The sequence below is a fragment of the Aeromonas sp. 600527 genome, from assembly GCF_049175415.1.
In the GTDB taxonomy this organism is placed as follows: domain Bacteria; phylum Pseudomonadota; class Gammaproteobacteria; order Enterobacterales; family Aeromonadaceae; genus Aeromonas; species Aeromonas veronii_A.
This window is the reverse complement of sequence record NZ_JAAKVA010000007.1, coordinates 54314-69645: the sequence shown is the minus strand read 5'-3', so window position 1 is coordinate 69645 and position 15332 is coordinate 54314. Positions and strand designations below refer to the sequence as shown.

General features: G+C 57.1%; 15 protein-coding genes. 9 read left to right on the top strand and 6 right to left on the bottom strand.

The genetic code is table 11. The annotated features are described in order from the left end of the window. Positions 1–64 precede the first annotated feature (64 nt). Positions 65–739, top strand: a complete 675-nt coding sequence (locus tag G5154_RS10955) for a transglutaminase-like cysteine peptidase (RefSeq protein WP_042052461.1) — start codon at positions 65–67, stop codon at positions 737–739. On the opposite strand, the gene G5154_RS10950 is transcribed toward G5154_RS10955, so the two are convergent. Beyond that, a complete protein-coding gene (locus tag G5154_RS10950) occupies positions 734–1675 on the bottom strand; it encodes a TAXI family TRAP transporter solute-binding subunit (protein ID WP_421250985.1) in 942 nt (313 codons plus the stop codon). The two genes, G5154_RS10955 and G5154_RS10950, sit on opposite strands and share 6 nt — an antisense overlap. Beyond that, entirely contained in the window at positions 1672–2970 is a 1299-nt protein-coding gene (locus tag G5154_RS10945; RefSeq protein WP_421212937.1) for a LapD/MoxY N-terminal periplasmic domain-containing protein, read from the bottom strand. The genes G5154_RS10950 and G5154_RS10945 overlap by 4 nt, the downstream gene beginning before the upstream one ends. A gap of 259 nt (positions 2971–3229) precedes the next feature. Between G5154_RS10945 and mepM the strand changes: the two genes are divergently transcribed. Continuing rightward, complete coding sequence (gene mepM / locus G5154_RS10940) at positions 3230–4567, top strand: murein DD-endopeptidase MepM (RefSeq protein ID WP_005343143.1); 1338 nt, start codon at positions 3230–3232, stop codon at positions 4565–4567. 73 nt (positions 4568–4640) lie between these two features. On the opposite strand, the gene G5154_RS10935 is transcribed toward mepM, so the two are convergent. Next, positions 4641–5585: a D-2-hydroxyacid dehydrogenase gene (locus tag G5154_RS10935; RefSeq protein ID WP_288727236.1), complete on the bottom strand. Its 945-nt coding sequence runs from the start codon at positions 5583–5585 to the stop codon at positions 4641–4643. Between the two features lie 162 nt (positions 5586–5747). Here G5154_RS10935 and G5154_RS10930 point away from each other — a divergent pair, with 162 nt between their 5' ends. Beyond that, complete coding sequence (locus G5154_RS10930; protein WP_021231718.1) at positions 5748–6329, top strand: YjaG family protein; 582 nt, start codon at positions 5748–5750, stop codon at positions 6327–6329. 71 nt (positions 6330–6400) lie between these two features. Here the strand turns inward: G5154_RS10930 and G5154_RS10925 are convergent, their stop codons facing one another. Then, on the bottom strand, positions 6401–6880 hold the full coding sequence (locus G5154_RS10925) for a MarR family winged helix-turn-helix transcriptional regulator (RefSeq protein ID WP_013723454.1): 480 nt from the start codon (positions 6878–6880) through the stop codon (positions 6401–6403). A gap of 163 nt (positions 6881–7043) precedes the next feature. On the opposite strand from G5154_RS10925, the gene G5154_RS10920 reads away from it, so the two are divergent. Both G5154_RS10920 and G5154_RS10915 read left to right on the top strand, forming a co-directional pair. Next, the gene (locus G5154_RS10920) at positions 7044–7571 is read left to right on the top strand and encodes a hypothetical protein (RefSeq protein WP_005335836.1); all 528 of its coding nucleotides are present in this window, start codon (positions 7044–7046) and stop codon (positions 7569–7571) included. A gap of 9 nt (positions 7572–7580) precedes the next feature. Next, positions 7581–9179: a BCCT family transporter gene (locus G5154_RS10915; protein ID WP_005363036.1), complete on the top strand. Its 1599-nt coding sequence runs from the start codon at positions 7581–7583 to the stop codon at positions 9177–9179. A gap of 118 nt (positions 9180–9297) precedes the next feature. On the opposite strand, the gene G5154_RS10910 is transcribed toward G5154_RS10915, so the two are convergent. After that, positions 9298–10536, bottom strand: a complete 1239-nt coding sequence (locus G5154_RS10910; protein ID WP_421250986.1) for a multifunctional CCA addition/repair protein — start codon at positions 10534–10536, stop codon at positions 9298–9300. A gap of 237 nt (positions 10537–10773) precedes the next feature. Here G5154_RS10910 and mutY point away from each other — a divergent pair, with 237 nt between their 5' ends. The 3 genes from mutY to mltC all read left to right on the top strand — a co-directional run bounded on the left by mutY (position 10774) and on the right by mltC (position 13325). Further along, on the top strand, positions 10774–11826 hold the full coding sequence (gene mutY, locus G5154_RS10905) for an A/G-specific adenine glycosylase (RefSeq protein ID WP_421250987.1): 1053 nt from the start codon (positions 10774–10776) through the stop codon (positions 11824–11826). Between the two features lie 8 nt (positions 11827–11834). Next, positions 11835–12107 (top strand): oxidative damage protection protein, encoded by a 273-nt coding sequence (locus G5154_RS10900; RefSeq protein WP_005343152.1) that lies wholly within the window; start codon positions 11835–11837, stop codon positions 12105–12107. A gap of 114 nt (positions 12108–12221) precedes the next feature. Further along, positions 12222–13325, top strand: a complete 1104-nt coding sequence (gene mltC / locus G5154_RS10895; protein WP_216979516.1) for a membrane-bound lytic murein transglycosylase MltC — start codon at positions 12222–12224, stop codon at positions 13323–13325. Positions 13326–13411: 86 nt separating this feature from the next. Here the strand turns inward: mltC and G5154_RS10890 are convergent, their stop codons facing one another. Then, complete coding sequence (locus G5154_RS10890) at positions 13412–13798, bottom strand: YgiW/YdeI family stress tolerance OB fold protein (RefSeq protein WP_216979515.1); 387 nt, start codon at positions 13796–13798, stop codon at positions 13412–13414. 253 nt (positions 13799–14051) lie between these two features. On the opposite strand from G5154_RS10890, the gene G5154_RS10885 reads away from it, so the two are divergent. Next, positions 14052–15089, top strand: coding sequence for an SGNH/GDSL hydrolase family protein (locus tag G5154_RS10885; RefSeq protein ID WP_069526899.1), 1038 nt, complete (start codon positions 14052–14054; stop codon positions 15087–15089). Positions 15090–15332: the final 243 nt, after the last annotated feature.

Sequence of the window (15332 nt, the reverse complement as noted above, 5' to 3'; positions counted from 1 at the left end):
GCGGCTGAGTCTCTCATCCGGACGGACTATACTGACCTCCAGCATCTGACATGGAGTGTCCGGTATGAAATGGTTGTTGATCCCGGCCTGCACACTGGCGCTATGTTGCGCCAGTGTGCAGGCTTCGCGCCTTTCCGAATATATTGCCAGTCCGGACCTGCGGGCCAAGCTGCAGGAAGTGTATGGTGGCAGGGCCATCCAGCGGGCCGAGGCATTTTCTCGCTTGCTCACCCCCAGAGCGGGTACAACCGACCAGCAGAAGATCGAGCTGGTGAACAACTACTTCAACAATCTCACCTACAGCGAGGATCCCAAGCTGTGGGGGGATGAGGATTACTGGGCCAATCCGCTGGAGTTCATCGGTGCCCGGGGTGGGGATTGCGAGGATTACAGCATCTCCAAGTACTACACCCTGATGGAGCTGGGGGTGGATGAGAAGAAGCTGCGGCTGGCCTACGTCAAGGCGGTGCGTTACAACCAATTCCACATGGTGACGCTCTACTTCCCGACGCCCAAGGCTGATCCACTGGTGCTCGACAACATCAACAGCCGGATCCTGCCGGGCAGCAAGCGTACCGATCTCATTCCCGTTTACAGTTTCGATGCCAAAAGCATCTGGATCATGAAGTCACGGCGGGAAGGGACGCTGGCGGGGAGTGCCGATCGGTTGGCGCAGTGGACATCGATGAAGACCCGTTTCTCCAGCGAGCAACTGCGCTCTCCCCGTCGTCAGTTATAGCTTGCCTGCCGCTTTCAGCTCCTCGAAATATTTCGCCGCGCCCGGATGCTGCTCAATACTCAGCACCGGACCGGTTTTATTGCGTGCCCGGTGAAACATATTGGCGTAGCCATAAGTCTGCTCATTGAACTTGGTCTGCTGGGTCAGCATGGCCTTGGTCAGACGATAGACAGACTCTTCCGGCATGCTGGCATTGGTGACCAGGGTGGCGGCAATGGCAAATGTGGGGGTCGCCTTCAGATTGCCGGGGTAGATGCGGGCGGGCACCTGACTGCGTTGGTAATATTTGACCCCTCTGAGTAGCTGATCCCGGGTGGCCCCATCGACGGGGAGGAAACTGACCGCGCAACGTTTGGCGGTGTCGAGCACAATCCGGTTGGGATGCCCCATCACCAATGCAAATGCGTCGATCTGCTTGCTGCAGAGCGCATCCGGCAGGTTGGCCATGCTCTTCAGATCGAGCTCCTGCTCTTTCGCTCCCAAGATGTTGAACAGAGCCAGCGCCGTCTGGCGGGTTCCCGAGTTCTTCAACCCCATGTCGATGGGGGCGAGCTTAAGCTGTTCCAGTGACGTGATATCGCCATCGGCACGAATCACTATGGTGAAGGGTTCGGCATGGGTGGCAAACAGGGCGCGCAGCTCAGGTTGCGGCTGGGTGGTAAAAGGGCCCAAGCCTTTGCTTGCCTGATACAGCCAGTCTGACTGCACCATGGCGTAGGAGGTCTCGCCACTCTTCAGCAGCTTCAGGTTTTCTATTGAACCCGATGAGCTCTGCAGTGTGCACGCAAGTTGCTCATCGACCTCATGGGCCAGACGGCAAAACTCTTTGGTTATCTGGTGATAAATCCCCTGCTCACCCCCGGTGGCGATAGTGACGGTTTCAGCCATCAAGCAGGGTTGCCACAGCAGAGGCAACAGCATAGCGAGCTTCTTCATGATTGCGCCTCCTTGGCATAACCATCGATACCCCAGGTCCGTAGTTTGTCGATGTCGCGACACTCTCCCGATTCTGCCAGCAGGGTATAACCGGCGGCATGCATGGTTTGGGAGAGCAGATTCCAGTAGAGCGGCTCATCGGTCAGCTGACAGCTGATAAAAATGGGATTGAGCGGGTCAAGTTGATTGAAGGTATCCGCATTGAGGGGAATGGCGCTGAAGGCGAGCTCACACCCCTGTTCCTGCAACGCAGCCAATATGGCTTGGCCGTGGGCGGGAAAGGTGACCACATCCCAGCGCCAATCCAGTGTTTTGCCGCGGCCCTGGCTTAGCAGGGGGAAGATCTCGGACCATTGCGGGTGATTGAGCAGGGAGAGGGGCAGCAAGATCCCCTCTATGTGAGAGTGCTGCCACTGTTGCAGGGCGCTCTGGATGGTTGCGAGAGCGCTGTCGGCACCGAGGGGCTGACTGGGCAAGAAACGCTGATAGAGCGCGATCTCCCCTTGTGTGGAGACAAATTTTTGCAGTTGCCCGCCTTCCGGCAGTGGGCTCACTCCTTGCAGCGGCTGTGGGGGCGTCAGTGGCAGCTGTTTTCCCAGCTGGGTGATTTTGAGTCGTTGTTGCAGCAGATCCCGTTTGCGTTCGGAAACCAATTGGTTGATGGAAAGTGCCACTTCTTTGAGGTCTTGCAACCAGGGAGTGGGCAGGGTGCTGTTGAACTGGTGTTTGCGGATACGGATCAGCTGCAGGTTGATCTGCTCCAGGGGCTGCAGCAGGCGTTTGCACACCAGGGAGATGATCAGGGTAAATACGACGAGGCCCGCCAACAGCGCCAGACCGGTGCGACTGATGGCATTCCACAGGTGCTGATAGGCGTAGCCGCTATGCCCCTCAAGGGTCAGAGTGCCCAGCATGCGCCAGCCATCTGTCAACTCTTGCTCAATTTTGACGGGTGGCATGCCGATAACAGAAGGGAGCCAGCCAGGGACATTTTGCTGGGTAGAGTGGAATACCTTCTGAAACAGCAATTGGCCATCCGGATCAACCAGAATAACCGAGCTGACGAAGCCGCCGTCAAACATGGCATTGACAATGGTTTCGGCCAGCACCTGATCATCATTGAGCAGGGTGCCTTGAAGTACCAGTCCAAGGGCTGTGATGGCGGTCTCCAGATTGGCCGACATCTGATCAAGGATTGACTGGCGGACCGTGGAGACTTCAAGAACGAACAACATAACTGCACCAATCAGGAACAGTACAAGGATTATCCAGCGCAACAGTTTTGATAACGTCATATCCACTCCATGGAAAAATTATCGCAACATTTGAGTTTTTAATGCCGAATCGAGTCCGACCCAGCTCTTAAAAATAGGAAAAAATAGTTAAAAAAGGCGATCATTTCTGCCCATCAGGGCGTGTTATGCATAAAATGTGAGGTTCATGCAGATTGTGATGAACTATTTGTAATTTGTTTTGTCCAAAAAACAGTTTTATACGGTTTTGTCACAACTGACATCGCAATACTCTCTCTTGGATCTAAATACAGGATAGCGGATGAAACGTCTCCGTCCCTTGGTAGCACAGGCTGCCAATTGGGAACCACCGGTTCCCCGCAAACATTTTTACGCCATGCTGATGCTGACGGCCATGACCCTGTCAGCAGTGGCATTGCTGCCAGCGCCGGGGGATATCCTGGAGCGGCCTCTTCGCCTTGAGTTGCCCATTGATACCGCCGGTACAGCAACCAACGAAAACAACACCGATTTTAACGAAATCCCCGACCACGAACTGGTTGATCAGAGTGCGGCAGAGGACGATATCCCTGTTGATACCGCACCGCAGTGGCAGGATTACCGAGTGCGTAATGGTGAGAACCTGACCGCCATTTTTAACAATCTGGGACTCTCTACCACTACTCTCTACAAAGTACTTGATGCGGACAGCAAGAACTATCTGGCCAGATTGAAACCGGGCCAGACCATAGAGCTACTGATCGATCAGGACAACATTCTGCAACAACTCAAGATCCGCTTGAACATCAAGCAGACGCTGGTGATGTCGCGCAGTGACGATGCTTATACTGCCTCCATGATCAACGAGAAGGTCGAGTGGCAGCCGCAGCGTTACAATGGCGTGATCAACGGCAGTTTCTATGTCAGTGCCCGCAATGCAGGCATTCCTGCCACTCATATCCAGAAGATTGCCAACCTGTTCCAGTGGCGGATGAACTTTGCTCAGGATCTGAAAAAGGGCGATAAATTCAAGGTGTTGGTACGCCAGGAGACGGTCGAGGGCAAGAGCACCGGTAACAGCCAGTTGCTGGGTGTGGAAATGATCAGTCAGGGCAAGACGGTGTCGGCCTGGCTCTCCGATGATGGCAACTATTACGATGGTCAGGGCAACAGCCTGGAGCGCGGTTTCCGCCGTTATCCGACCCACAGTCGTTACCGGATCAGCTCAAACTTCAACCCCGCGCGCAAGCATCCTGTGACTGGTGCTATCCGTCCCCACGAGGGGACCGACTTTGCCGTTCCGGTGGGTACCCCGGTACTGGCCACGGGTGACGGTGTGGTCCAGAAGGCGACCAGCCACCCGCTGGCGGGTACCTATATCGTCATCAAGCACGGTCGAACCCTCTCTACCCGTTATCTGCACCTGAGCAAGTTGCTGGTCAAAACCGGTCAGCGGGTGAAGATGGGCGACAAGATCGGCCTTTCCGGCAACACCGGTCGCTCGACTGGTGCTCACTTGCATTACGAGCTGCGGATCAACAACCGTCCGGTTAATGCCATGACCGCCAAGCTGCCGATGGCTGAACCGCTCAGTGGCAAGGAGCGTCGCCAGTTCCTGGCCAAGGTGAAGAGCTACCGCAAGGAGCTGGCCGCCGGTTAATCGCTGTAGCAACTAGCTGAAATTAAAAGGCCCCGCCAGACTGGCGGGGCCTTTTTTGCATGCGTAGTGCTGGTCAGTAACCCTTGTCGAAGTCAATCTTGCCATCCAGTGGCTGGCCATCGATAAAGCGAATGTAGTTGCGTACAAATATCTGGGCCACATCCTCTGGAAAGCTGTAGGCGCTGTTGTGGGGGGTGACGATGAGGTTGGGTTGTCCCCACAGTGGACTGTCGGCGGGCAGCGGCTCCTGCTCGAATACATCCAGCACCGCCATTGCCAGCTTGCCGGTACGCAGCGCGGTGAGCAGGTCACCCGAGTGCACGGCGCTGCCGCGACCGACGTTGAACAGGATGGCGCCCGGTTTGCAGTGTTCGAAGCGAGTGGCATTGAACAGATGACGGGTATCGCGGGTGGCAGGCAGCACGCTGACGATCACATCGGCCTGCGCCAGCATCTTGTTGAGCGCAGGCAGCTGATAAACCTGGTCAAACCCGGCACGCTCCCGACCACTGCGGCTGATGCCCAGCACCTTCATACCAAAATGTTTGCCGGTGTGGGCGATATGCTGGCCAATGCTGCCCGTACCCAGGAGCAGCATGGTTTTCCCCTTGAGCCCCTGATAGGGGTGACTCTGCCAGAGTCGTTGTCTTTGTTGTTCCCGATAGAGAGGAAGTTGGCGTGTCAGACTAAGCAGATGACCAAAGACATACTCGCTCATCAGCGGGCCGAAGATGCCGCGCACGTTGGTGAGCTGATAGTTGCGACGACTGTCCGGATCGAGCAGCACGTCGACCCCGGCATAGGTGGACTGGAACCAGCTCAGCTTGTTGGCTTTGGGCAGCAGTGGCTTGGCGCGGGCTGGCTCGGCCAGCAGAATATGGGCCTCGCCGATAAATTGTTCGGCATCGCTCGGGTTGTCGGCCCGCAGAATGCGCAGATGAGGGAGGTTGGCCGCTTTTAGCAGACGTTCGTAGTGAGCATTATCCTGGCTGAGCAAAAGAAGGGTACGTTGGCTCATACTCTTGTTCCTTATCAGAATTTGCGGCGCGACAAGATGCCGCTCTCGTCCCATCTTACCCGAGTTGCCAGCGCAACATAGCCGACCAGGGCGCTTTTTCGTTTTCGCCACGCCCCTCGTGGGCTACAATCTGCCCCACATTTTGCAAAGGATCCGACTCCAGTGTTTGGTGACAAGTTTTATAAGCGACTGGCCGAGCTACAGCCTTGGCAACAGACCGTCTACACCCTGGCGCTGGCAGAGCGCATGTACCCCAACTATGCCCTGTTCTGTCAGGCCTCCGGCTTTGGCAATGCTGGTGCTTTCCGGCATGCGCTGGATCAGATGTGGGTCTACCTCACCGTCAAGGGATCCAGGGTCAATCTGGGTGCCATTCTCGAAGAGTTCGAGTCTCACATTCCGGATCCCCGCAAGTTTGAATCCTACGGTGCCTATCCTGCGCTGGATGCCTGTGTTGCGCTGGGCTGCGCCTACAACTCGGTGATCTGCCGGGTCGGCGAAGAGGCCAACGATGCCAGCCATGCGTCAGTCGGTACCGTGGCCGGTTTTATCGAGCTGCTGGAAGAGCGGGATCTGACCGAAGAGGAGCTCTACGAGCACGAGTACATGGAAGCTGAGCTGGAGTTCCAGGTTGAACTGCTCAAGCGGGTTGCCCATGAGCGCGACAGCGATCGTATCCTGGCCATCAGAGCATTCGCCTCTCAGGATGGCGTCTCCAATATCGGGATCAGCCTGGAAGAGTAATCCTCTACGACCCCTGATAGAACAAAGCTCCCTTTCGGGAGCTTTTTTTATGCCTGAAATTGTTCAGCAGCTTATGCCTGCTCTTCGGTGAGGGGTCTGACGCTCAGCACCGGGGCTGCGTCGATTTCGTCTGCATTCATCATGGAGGAGATGCGTTGCAGGGAGGAGAGCAGCAGGGTCTGTTCCCACGCTTCCAGCGCCTGAAAACGCTGGATGAAGCGCTCTTGTAGCGGGGTGGGGGCCTGGGCCAGCAGGGCGCGGCCTGCGTCAGTCAGTGTCGCGTGAACCTTGCGCTTGTCGGTATTGCTGCGAACGCGCTGCACCAGTTGGCGGCTCTCCAATCGGTCCATGATGGTGGTGGCGGTGGCCTGACTCATGTTGGTGTGATCGGCCAGCTGGCGCATGGAGATCTGTCCCAGCTCGTCGATCCCTTTGAGCAGCAAGAGTTGCGGGGAGGTGAGCCCGGCTTCTTTAATCAAGCGCCTGGAGTGCATGTCGATGGCACGAATAATCTGGCGCAGGGCGACCAGCACTTCATCATGTTTTTCCATGGGGTGTGCGTCATTGGAGGGCTATGGAGAGGAGCAAAATTTTCCGCCTAATTCGTCACAAGGTCAATATGGTTTTTGATGTAATAATTTCTGCTCTAACTAATTTTGTGTTAGGTTGACGGGCATTTCACGGAATTCACCCTGACATTTGAGGAGCGAAATGATGAATGACGAGCTGGATATCAAGTCTCTGGTGGCCGAGTTACGTGTGGTCAGAGTGCGCTATGAACTGCCGGATACCTCGGCTTTTGTGCGCTATCAGCCTGCCTATGATGAAGACCCCAACAACCTTAAAGTACACCACTATGATGGTGAGTTACCCCTCTCTTGCAGCGAGACAGGTACTTTCAACCTAAAGGAGTTGGTAAATGAATTGCGCTACGCCTATGTGCTGGTGCACCTCTTTCCTGACGAAAGTGCCATGAACTTCTATCTGACCGGCCTCGATACCGGCCTGGCCCAGCTGGAGTTTATCGGTGGCTCTTACGACTTCAACCGCCTTTGGATCACCAGCGGTATCTCCAATCTGGGCGTCCCCATGGCCATCTTCCTTGGCAAGCGTCACGCCGTGAACGGCCAGCCCTCGGTTTCGCTGGTGGATCACCGCGAACAGGCAGCCGGCAAACTGGTCTATCGCGCCATCGGCGGTGCCGGTGATCATGTAGGCGAAGACTTTTTCAACAACGACTAAGGAGGCTGGATGCGAGCAAGCAAAGGGCTATTGAAAGGCCTCAACCCCACCATGGCCATGACGGCCCTCACCGTGATCACCCTGTTTTTGCTGTTTGGCGTATTTGTTCCCGATACCGCGGCCGCCTGGTTTGTCGGTGCCAAGGATCAGATCATTGCCGGGTTCAAGTGGTACTACATTCTGGTAGTCGCCCTGTTCCTGTTCTTCGCTGTCTACCTGATGTTCAGCCGTTTTGGCAGCATCCGGCTGGGTGACGACGACCAGGTACCGGAGTTCGGCTACTTCGCCTGGTTCTCCATGCTTTTTAGCGCGGGCATGGGTATCGGTCTGGTGTTCTGGAGCATTGCCGAGCCGATGAACCATCTGCAGGGCAATCCATTCATTACCGAAGGGATGACCCCGGAAGCGGCCCAGATCGCTATGCGCCTCACCTTCTTCCATTGGGGTCTGCACCCTTGGGCAATCTATGTGATCGTTGGCCTGTCGCTGGCCTTCTTCAGTTATCGCCGCAAGTTGCCGCTGGCGATCCGCTCTGTGCTTTATCCCATCCTTGGCGAGCGGATCTACGGCTTCTGGGGCCATGCGGCCGATGTGCTGGCTGTGTTCGGTACCGTGTTCGGGGTGGCGACCTCCCTCGGTCTGGGGGTCTCCCAGATGAATACCGGTCTCAACCAGATGTTCGGCATGGACGTATCGCAATCCAACCAGCTTTGGCTGATTGGTGGCATTAGCCTGATCGCCACTCTGTCCGCAGTCTCCGGGGTCGGGCGCGGGGTGAAGATCCTCTCCGAGCTCAATATCTGGCTGAGCGTATTCGTGCTTGCGCTCTTTCTGGTGTTGGGGCCGACCACCTATATCCTCAACGCCTATGTGCAGAACATTGGTGATTACCTGCAGAACATCGTCAAACTGAGCTTCTGGACCAACACCGAGGCCAACGGCACTTCGGCCTGGCAGTCGAGCTGGACGGCGTTTTACTGGGGCTGGTGGATTGCCTGGGCGCCATTTGTCGGCATGTTTATCGCCCGCATCTCCAAGGGGCGTACTATCCGCGAGTTTGTGCTCGGCGTGCTGCTGGTGCCCTCGCTGCTCGGCATGTTCTGGCTCACCGTGTTTGGCGGTACGGCGATGAATCTGGAGCTGTTTGGTGGTGGCGGTGTGGTGGCTGCGGTCAATCAGGATGTGACGCTGGCGCTTTACAAGACGGTCGAACTGCTGCACTGGGATACCTTCGGCTGGATCGCCAAGGCTGTGCTGACCCTGCTCATCTGCACCTACTTCATCACCTCCAGTGACTCGGGCACGCTGGTCATCACCACTCTGCTCTCCATCGGTGATCAGGAGCCGCCGGTGTTGCACCGCGCCGTATGGGGTCTGGGGCAGGGGCTGGTTGCCGCTATCCTGCTGGTTTCCGGCGGCCTGGCAGCCTTGCAGGCGGCCAGCATCATAGCGGCGCTACCGTTCTCGGTGATTATGCTGGCGATGTGCTATTCGCTGATGCTGGGGCTCAAGCAGGAGAGCCAGCGCCAGTTTGAGTATCGCCAGAATCTCAAGCGCCACGATGGCTCATCCCATATGAGCCTGATGGAGCGAATTGGTCCCGCATAACGGCACCAGCAGGGGTTAGCGCCCCCTCACATATCAATCTGGATGCAAAACGGCCGCCCTGGCGATGTTCTCCTTGCGGAGCTCATCATCAGGGCGGCCGTCTGTTATGGGGCCGAGGTTACTCTTCGATAAAGGTCCACTCATCCTTGATGCGGCCGATGGCATCGGTCCGCTTTTTGGCGAGCTGCTCCTTGATCTCTTCTCCCTTGTAACCGGCCGCCACTATCTCTTTCACCGGCACCGCCTGGGCGGCAGCCAGCGCTTCGGCCACATAGTCCGGCTCGGCGTAGACCCGCTCCTCGAAACCTGTGCGGCCGTGGAAGTCGGCGCGGCAGGCATCCAGCAGCTGGGCAAAGCGCTCGGGGCGACGCCAGGCATCAGCCTTGTCGAACACCTTGAGCAGGGTGGCGGGCTTGAGCTCAAAGGCGATATGGATGTGGGTGTGCAGATCGCTCACCAGCAGCGCCAGATCCCGGCACTCATTGGGTACCCGGAACCGCTCGCACAGGGCGCGAATAAGCGGCAGCCCCTTCTGGCCATGACCGTGATGGCTTGGCCAGAACTCCTTGGGGGTCACTCCCTTGCCAAGGTCGTGGCAGAGGGCGGCAAAGCGGACGGTCAATTCCGGGGAGATCCGGCACGCCTGCTCCAGCACCATCAGGGTGTGGATGCCGGTGTCGATCTCCGGGTGCCACTTGGCCGGGGCGGGGACGCCAAACAGCGCATCAATCTCTGGGAACAGCGCCTTCAGGGCGCCGCACTGGCGCAGCACCTCGATAAAGATCTGCGGGGTCGGCCCCAGCAGCACTTTTTCCAGCTCCTTCCAGACTCGCTCCGGCGTGAGGTGGGCCAGCTCGCCAGCGGCCGTCATCTCGCTCATCAGGGCGAGAGTTTCCGGCGCGATGGTAAAGCCCTGAGCGTGGAAGCGGGCGGCGAAGCGGGCGACCCGCAGGATGCGCAACGGATCTTCGGCAAAGGCGGGGGAGACGTGGCGCAGCAGCCGTTTTTCCAAATCCTTGATGCCACCGTAGGGATCATGGAGCTGGCCCTGATCATCCTCGGCGATGGCGTTGATGGTGAGATCCCGGCGCAGCAGATCCTGCTCGAGCGTCACATCGGGGGCGGCGTGGCAGACAAAGCCGGTGTAACCCTGACCCTGTTTTCGCTCGGTACGGGCGAGGGCATACTCCTGCTGGGTTTTGGGGTGAAGAAACACGGGAAAGTCGCGACCGACCTGGGTAAAACCCAGCGCCAGCATCTGTTCCACGGTGGCGCCGACCACCAGATGATCCCTGTCGCCCTGCGGCAATCCCAGCAGGCGATCCCGCACTGCGCCCCCAACCAGATAAGTCTGCAAACCGTCTCTCCCGTCATAAATCGTGGGGCCGAGTATATCGTCTTTGTTACCGCTTTGCTGCCTGACCACCACCTGCCCGCAGCGCCAGTCAGCGCGGCTTTGACTTGGGCGTGACGAGGCCTTACGCTGCCGCACCAGACAGCTGGCACTATGCTGCGGGATGACTTTATGCCCGCGCAGGCCAGATGAGCCGAAGGAGCCGCAGAGTTCCCCTTATATCAACGACATGAGAACAACGTGAATCAATCAACCTTCGCAAGCCGGGTTCTGGAGTGGTATGAGCTTCATGGCCGCAAAACCCTGCCCTGGCAGCAGGAGAAGACTCCTTACCGGGTCTGGGTCTCGGAGATCATGCTGCAGCAGACCCAGGTCGCCACAGTCATCCCCTATTACCAGCGTTTTATGGCGCGCTTCCCCGATGTGATGGCACTGGCCGATGCCCCTGTCGACGAGGTGCTGCACCACTGGACCGGGCTTGGCTACTACGCCCGGGCCCGCAACCTGCACAAGGCGGCCCAGCAGATCCGCGATCATCACCATGGTCTCTTTCCCGAGCGCTTTGACGAGGTGGTGGCGCTGCCGGGCATTGGTCGCTCAACCGCCGGGGCCGTGTTGTCGCTCTCTCTTGGTCAGCCTCACGCCATCCTTGATGGCAACGTGAAGCGGGTGCTCACCCGCTGGCTGGCGCTGCCGGGCTGGCCCGGCCAGAAACAGGTGGAGAACGAGCTGTGGGAGATTGCCATCCGGCTCACTCCCAAGCTGGGTGTGGCGCAATACAATCAGGCAATGATGGATATCGGAGCGACGATCTGCACCCGCAGCAAGCCTGCCTGTGATCGCTGTCCGGTGCGGACCGATTGCCAGGGGCTGTCGCAAGGCAAGCCCACCGCCTACCCCAATAGTAAGCCGAAAAAGAGCATTCCGGCACGGGATGGCATCATGTTGCTGATCCGCCATGGCGATGAGTTGCTGCTGGAGAAGCGGCCGCCACAGGGGATCTGGGGCGGGCTCTACTGCTTCCCGCAGGCGGCTTTGCTGGCGGAGGTGGAGGGTCTGCTGGCGTCCCTTGGCCTGAGTCATCACGGTTATCGGGAACTAGCCGGTTTTCGCCATACATTCAGTCACTTCCACCTCGATATTCGGCCGCTGCTGATTGACATTGATGAGGCGCAGCCGCTGCGGCTCATGGAAGCAGATAACCGACTCTGGTATAACTTACGCCATCCTGCCGAGGTGGGGCTGGCGGCCGCCACGGCCCGTCTGCTCGCCTATCCAGAGTTACAACCATAGAGGTCAACATGAGCCGTACTGTATTTTGCCAACGCCTGAAAAAAGAGGGCCCGGGTCTGGACTTCCAACTTTATCCCGGTGAGCTCGGCAAGCGAATTTTTGACAACATCAGCAAGGAAGCCTGGGCCGAGTGGCAGAAGAAGCAGGTGATGCTGATCAACGAGAAAAAGCTCAACATGATGAATCTTGAGCATCGCCAACTGCTGGAAAAAGAGATGGTCAGCTATCTGTTTGATGCAGGTGAAGTGCAGATCGAAGGTTACACCCCTCCCAGCCAGTAAACGATTGAACTGTAGTACCTGTGAGCGGGGATTGGGCCAAAGGTGGCTAGCCTCCCCTTGTTTACTCGCGGCATATGAATGATGGGCGGCAGTGCCGCCCGGTTTGAGGATCCTATGGGCCGAATTTTCTGGCTGCTGTGCACCCTGCTGTTTCTCTCTGCCTGCTCATCCTCCCCCAAGCCCAGCGGGAGTGAGGATGACGATCTCGTCAACGGCAAGGACATCCGCGGTTTTGAACACATGATCAGTGCGCTTTCCCATAATGTGAACGAGATATGGGGACGAGAGGCGCTGTTTGCGGGCAAGTTTGACTACGTCAAATACACGGATCAGTACAAGAGCCGGGCCCATATTGACTTCTCCAGCGGCCATATCATGGTCGAGACTGTCTCCGGCATCGACCCGCGCGCTCACCTGCGTCGCGCCATTATCGAGACCCTGCTTACTCCGGACGATCCAGCCGAAGTGGACCTTTACTCCGATCGGGAAATCATGCCCGGTGGCGAGCCTTTCCTCTACGGTCAGGTGCTGGACAATCAGCGCCAGCCTATTCGTTCATCCTGGCGTGCCGAGCGCTACGCCGACTATCTACTCAACACTGCGATGAAGAAGCGTACACTGGGGATTCGCACCATCTTCTTCGTCGATATTCCCATGGTGGCCAACCACGAAGACAGGCGGGGCTACAAGTATGCCAGCCTGATCCGTGAAGCTTCCCGCAAATACGGGGTCTCTGAAAGCCTGATCTATGCGGTGATCAAGACCGAGAGCAGCTTCAACCCCTATGCGGTGAGCCATGCCAATGCTTATGGACTGATGCAGGTGATCCCGGCTACCGCGGGTCGTGATGTCTATGTGCGGGTCAAGGGTAAGAGTGGTCAGCCTACCCGGGAAGACCTGTTTAATCCGGCTTACAACATCGATGTCGGTACCGCCTATCTGCACCTGTTGCAGACCGTCTATCTGGCAGATATCCAGGATCCCCAGTCCCGCCGCTATGCGGTGATCTCCGCCTATAACGGCGGTGCTGGCGGGGTGCTCAACACCTTCTCCAGCGATCGCAAGGCGGCCCCCGGCATGATCAACCAGCTCTCCCCCGAGGCGGTCTATCAGGTACTGACCGAACAGCATCCCAAGGCAGAGGCACGGCGCTATCTCTACAAGGTCAATCAGGCCGAGAAGGGATTCAAACGCAGTTTTGCCAGCCGCTCCGGTTAACTGGTTGCAGTCGTCGACAGAAAAAAGAAAAGGGCGCTTTCAACAGCGCCCTTTTTACGTTTGGCCAGTTCATCGTAGAAGTGGCCTTATTTGGCAATAAAGCCGCCTTTGGCCTTGGGCGCTGCGCCCACCTTTTCCAGGGTTTCTACTTCCACTTCAGTCTTGTTCCAGCTGTGGTCCACTTCACCACGAATGCGGATCAGGTCGTCCGGACCCACTTCGGTGCCGCGCCACACATCCTGATCCACTTCGACCTCAACCTCGCCACTGGCATCGCGGAATAGATAGTTCTCGCCGCCCAGATGCTTGACCAGTTTCCCTTCCAGGGTGGCCCAGCTGTCATCGGCCAGATCTTTCAGTTGAGCAACGGAGACCTTGTTCTGCTCCTGCGGGCCTGTGTAGGCCGCCATGGCAAAAGAGGAGACAGACATCAGGGTTAACAGTCCGATTACGCTTGCGCTTGCCTTGTTCATTTCATACTCCTGTCGTTGGTATGAGGGCATTGTGCTGTGCAGGGCGTGAAACAAGCGTGAAAGATAAACCCATTGTGATTGGCTGTTTTGTGAGCGCAAGCGATTTCATCGATGGCGGAACATGTGTGATTTCATATGGAACTGTAATCTGTCGCCTTCACCAGAAGTCAGTGGCAGCAGACTCTTCCCATGCCTGTCGCCATTCGAGGAGAAGCCCGCAGGTCTCACCTGCTTAATCGAAGAGCATAACAATATGAAAAAATGGCTTGTTTGTTTATTGGGGTTAATGGCATTGACTGCGCAAGCGGCAGAGGGACGCCAACCTTTTTCCCGGGTCGTGATGTTTGGTGACAGCCTCTCCGATACCGGCAAGATGTACAAGAAGATGCGGGGGTATCTCCCCTCCAGCCCACCTTACTTCAACGGGCGCTTCAGCAACGGCCCGGTGTGGCTGGAGCAGTTGGGTGACGAGCGTTTCCCCGGTCTGGTCGTGGCCAACGAGGCGGAAGGCGGTGCAACGGCGGTGGCCTATAACCATCTGGGTGCCCTGAATGGCTGGCTCGGTTTCTGGTCCTGGGATCCCAAATATCAGGTGATCAACAACCTCGATTACGAGATCGACCAGTTCCTGAAAAAGGACAAGTTCCGCCCCGATGATCTGGTGGTGATCTGGGTCGGTGCCAACGATTATCTGGCCTATGGCTGGAACACCGAGCGGGATGCGGATCGGGTGATCGATACCATCCGGCTGGCATCCAACCGGTTGGTGCTCAACGGCGCGCAGCAGATCCTGCTGTTCAACATTCCTGATCTGGGGCAGACCCCGTCAGCCCGCAGCATGAAGGTGGTGGAGAAGGTGCGCCATGTGGCCAGCTACCACAACCAGAAGTTGCAGAACCTCACTCGCGAGCTGGCTCCCCTCGGCATAGTGAAGCTGTTCGAAGTGGACAAGCAGTTTGACGAGATGATGCGCGATCCTCAGCAGTTCGGGCTGAGTGACACAGAACACGCCTGCTACGGTGGTGGCTATACATGGAAGCCGTTCTCCGGCAGCGCCGCCGAGGTGGCTGCGACCCCGGCTTTGAGTGTCTCCGAAAGAGTGGCTATTGCCGGTAACCCGATCCTGGCGCAGGCGGTGGTGAGCGGGCAGGCAAAAGGACGAGCAGCGACTCTCAACTGCGATGAGCATATGTTCTGGGATCAGGTGCATCCGACTAAGACGGTGCACAAGGTACTGAGCCAGCGTGTTGCTGACTTTATCGATCAGCACTACGAGTTTGTTCGTCACTGATATCGCTTCGGGCCAGCATGTTGCTGGCCTTTTTCTCATATCTGCCCTCATCTGTGCGTCTTTTTGCGTCACATTCAGTTCAAATAACAAACGTTTGTTGCTGTTTTTGTAACGTGGTTGCGTTAGAGTGTTTTTTGTTAATTGATATCAGTGACTTGAAAATAGGCTAACGTTGATATGCTGCGATCGCTTTTGGGTGGTTGCACCTATAAGACGAGGTGATATCAATCAACCTCCTCCTAC

Excerpts from the sequence above, each read along its gene's own strand:
- G5154_RS10920 (WP_005335836.1), top strand. The coding sequence starts at position 7,044 with ATGAATGACGAGCTGGATATCAAGTCTCTGGTGGCCGAGTTACGTGTG.
- G5154_RS10885 (WP_069526899.1), top strand. The coding sequence starts at position 14,052 with ATGAAAAAATGGCTTGTTTGTTTATTGGGGTTAATGGCATTGACTGCG.
- G5154_RS10950 (WP_421250985.1), bottom strand. The coding sequence starts at position 1,675 with ATGAAGAAGCTCGCTATGCTGTTGCCTCTGCTGTGGCAACCCTGCTTG.
- mepM (WP_005343143.1), top strand. The coding sequence starts at position 3,230 with ATGAAACGTCTCCGTCCCTTGGTAGCACAGGCTGCCAATTGGGAACCA.
- G5154_RS10945 (WP_421212937.1), bottom strand. The coding sequence starts at position 2,970 with ATGACGTTATCAAAACTGTTGCGCTGGATAATCCTTGTACTGTTCCTG.
- G5154_RS10955 (WP_042052461.1), top strand. The coding sequence starts at position 65 with ATGAAATGGTTGTTGATCCCGGCCTGCACACTGGCGCTATGTTGCGCC.
- mltC (WP_216979516.1), top strand. The coding sequence starts at position 12,222 with ATGGGCCGAATTTTCTGGCTGCTGTGCACCCTGCTGTTTCTCTCTGCC.
- G5154_RS10935 (WP_288727236.1), bottom strand. The coding sequence starts at position 5,585 with ATGAGCCAACGTACCCTTCTTTTGCTCAGCCAGGATAATGCTCACTAC.
- G5154_RS10915 (WP_005363036.1), top strand. The coding sequence starts at position 7,581 with ATGCGAGCAAGCAAAGGGCTATTGAAAGGCCTCAACCCCACCATGGCC.
- G5154_RS10925 (WP_013723454.1), bottom strand. The coding sequence starts at position 6,880 with ATGGAAAAACATGATGAAGTGCTGGTCGCCCTGCGCCAGATTATTCGT.
- G5154_RS10900 (WP_005343152.1), top strand. The coding sequence starts at position 11,835 with ATGAGCCGTACTGTATTTTGCCAACGCCTGAAAAAAGAGGGCCCGGGT.
- G5154_RS10890 (WP_216979515.1), bottom strand. The coding sequence starts at position 13,798 with ATGAACAAGGCAAGCGCAAGCGTAATCGGACTGTTAACCCTGATGTCT.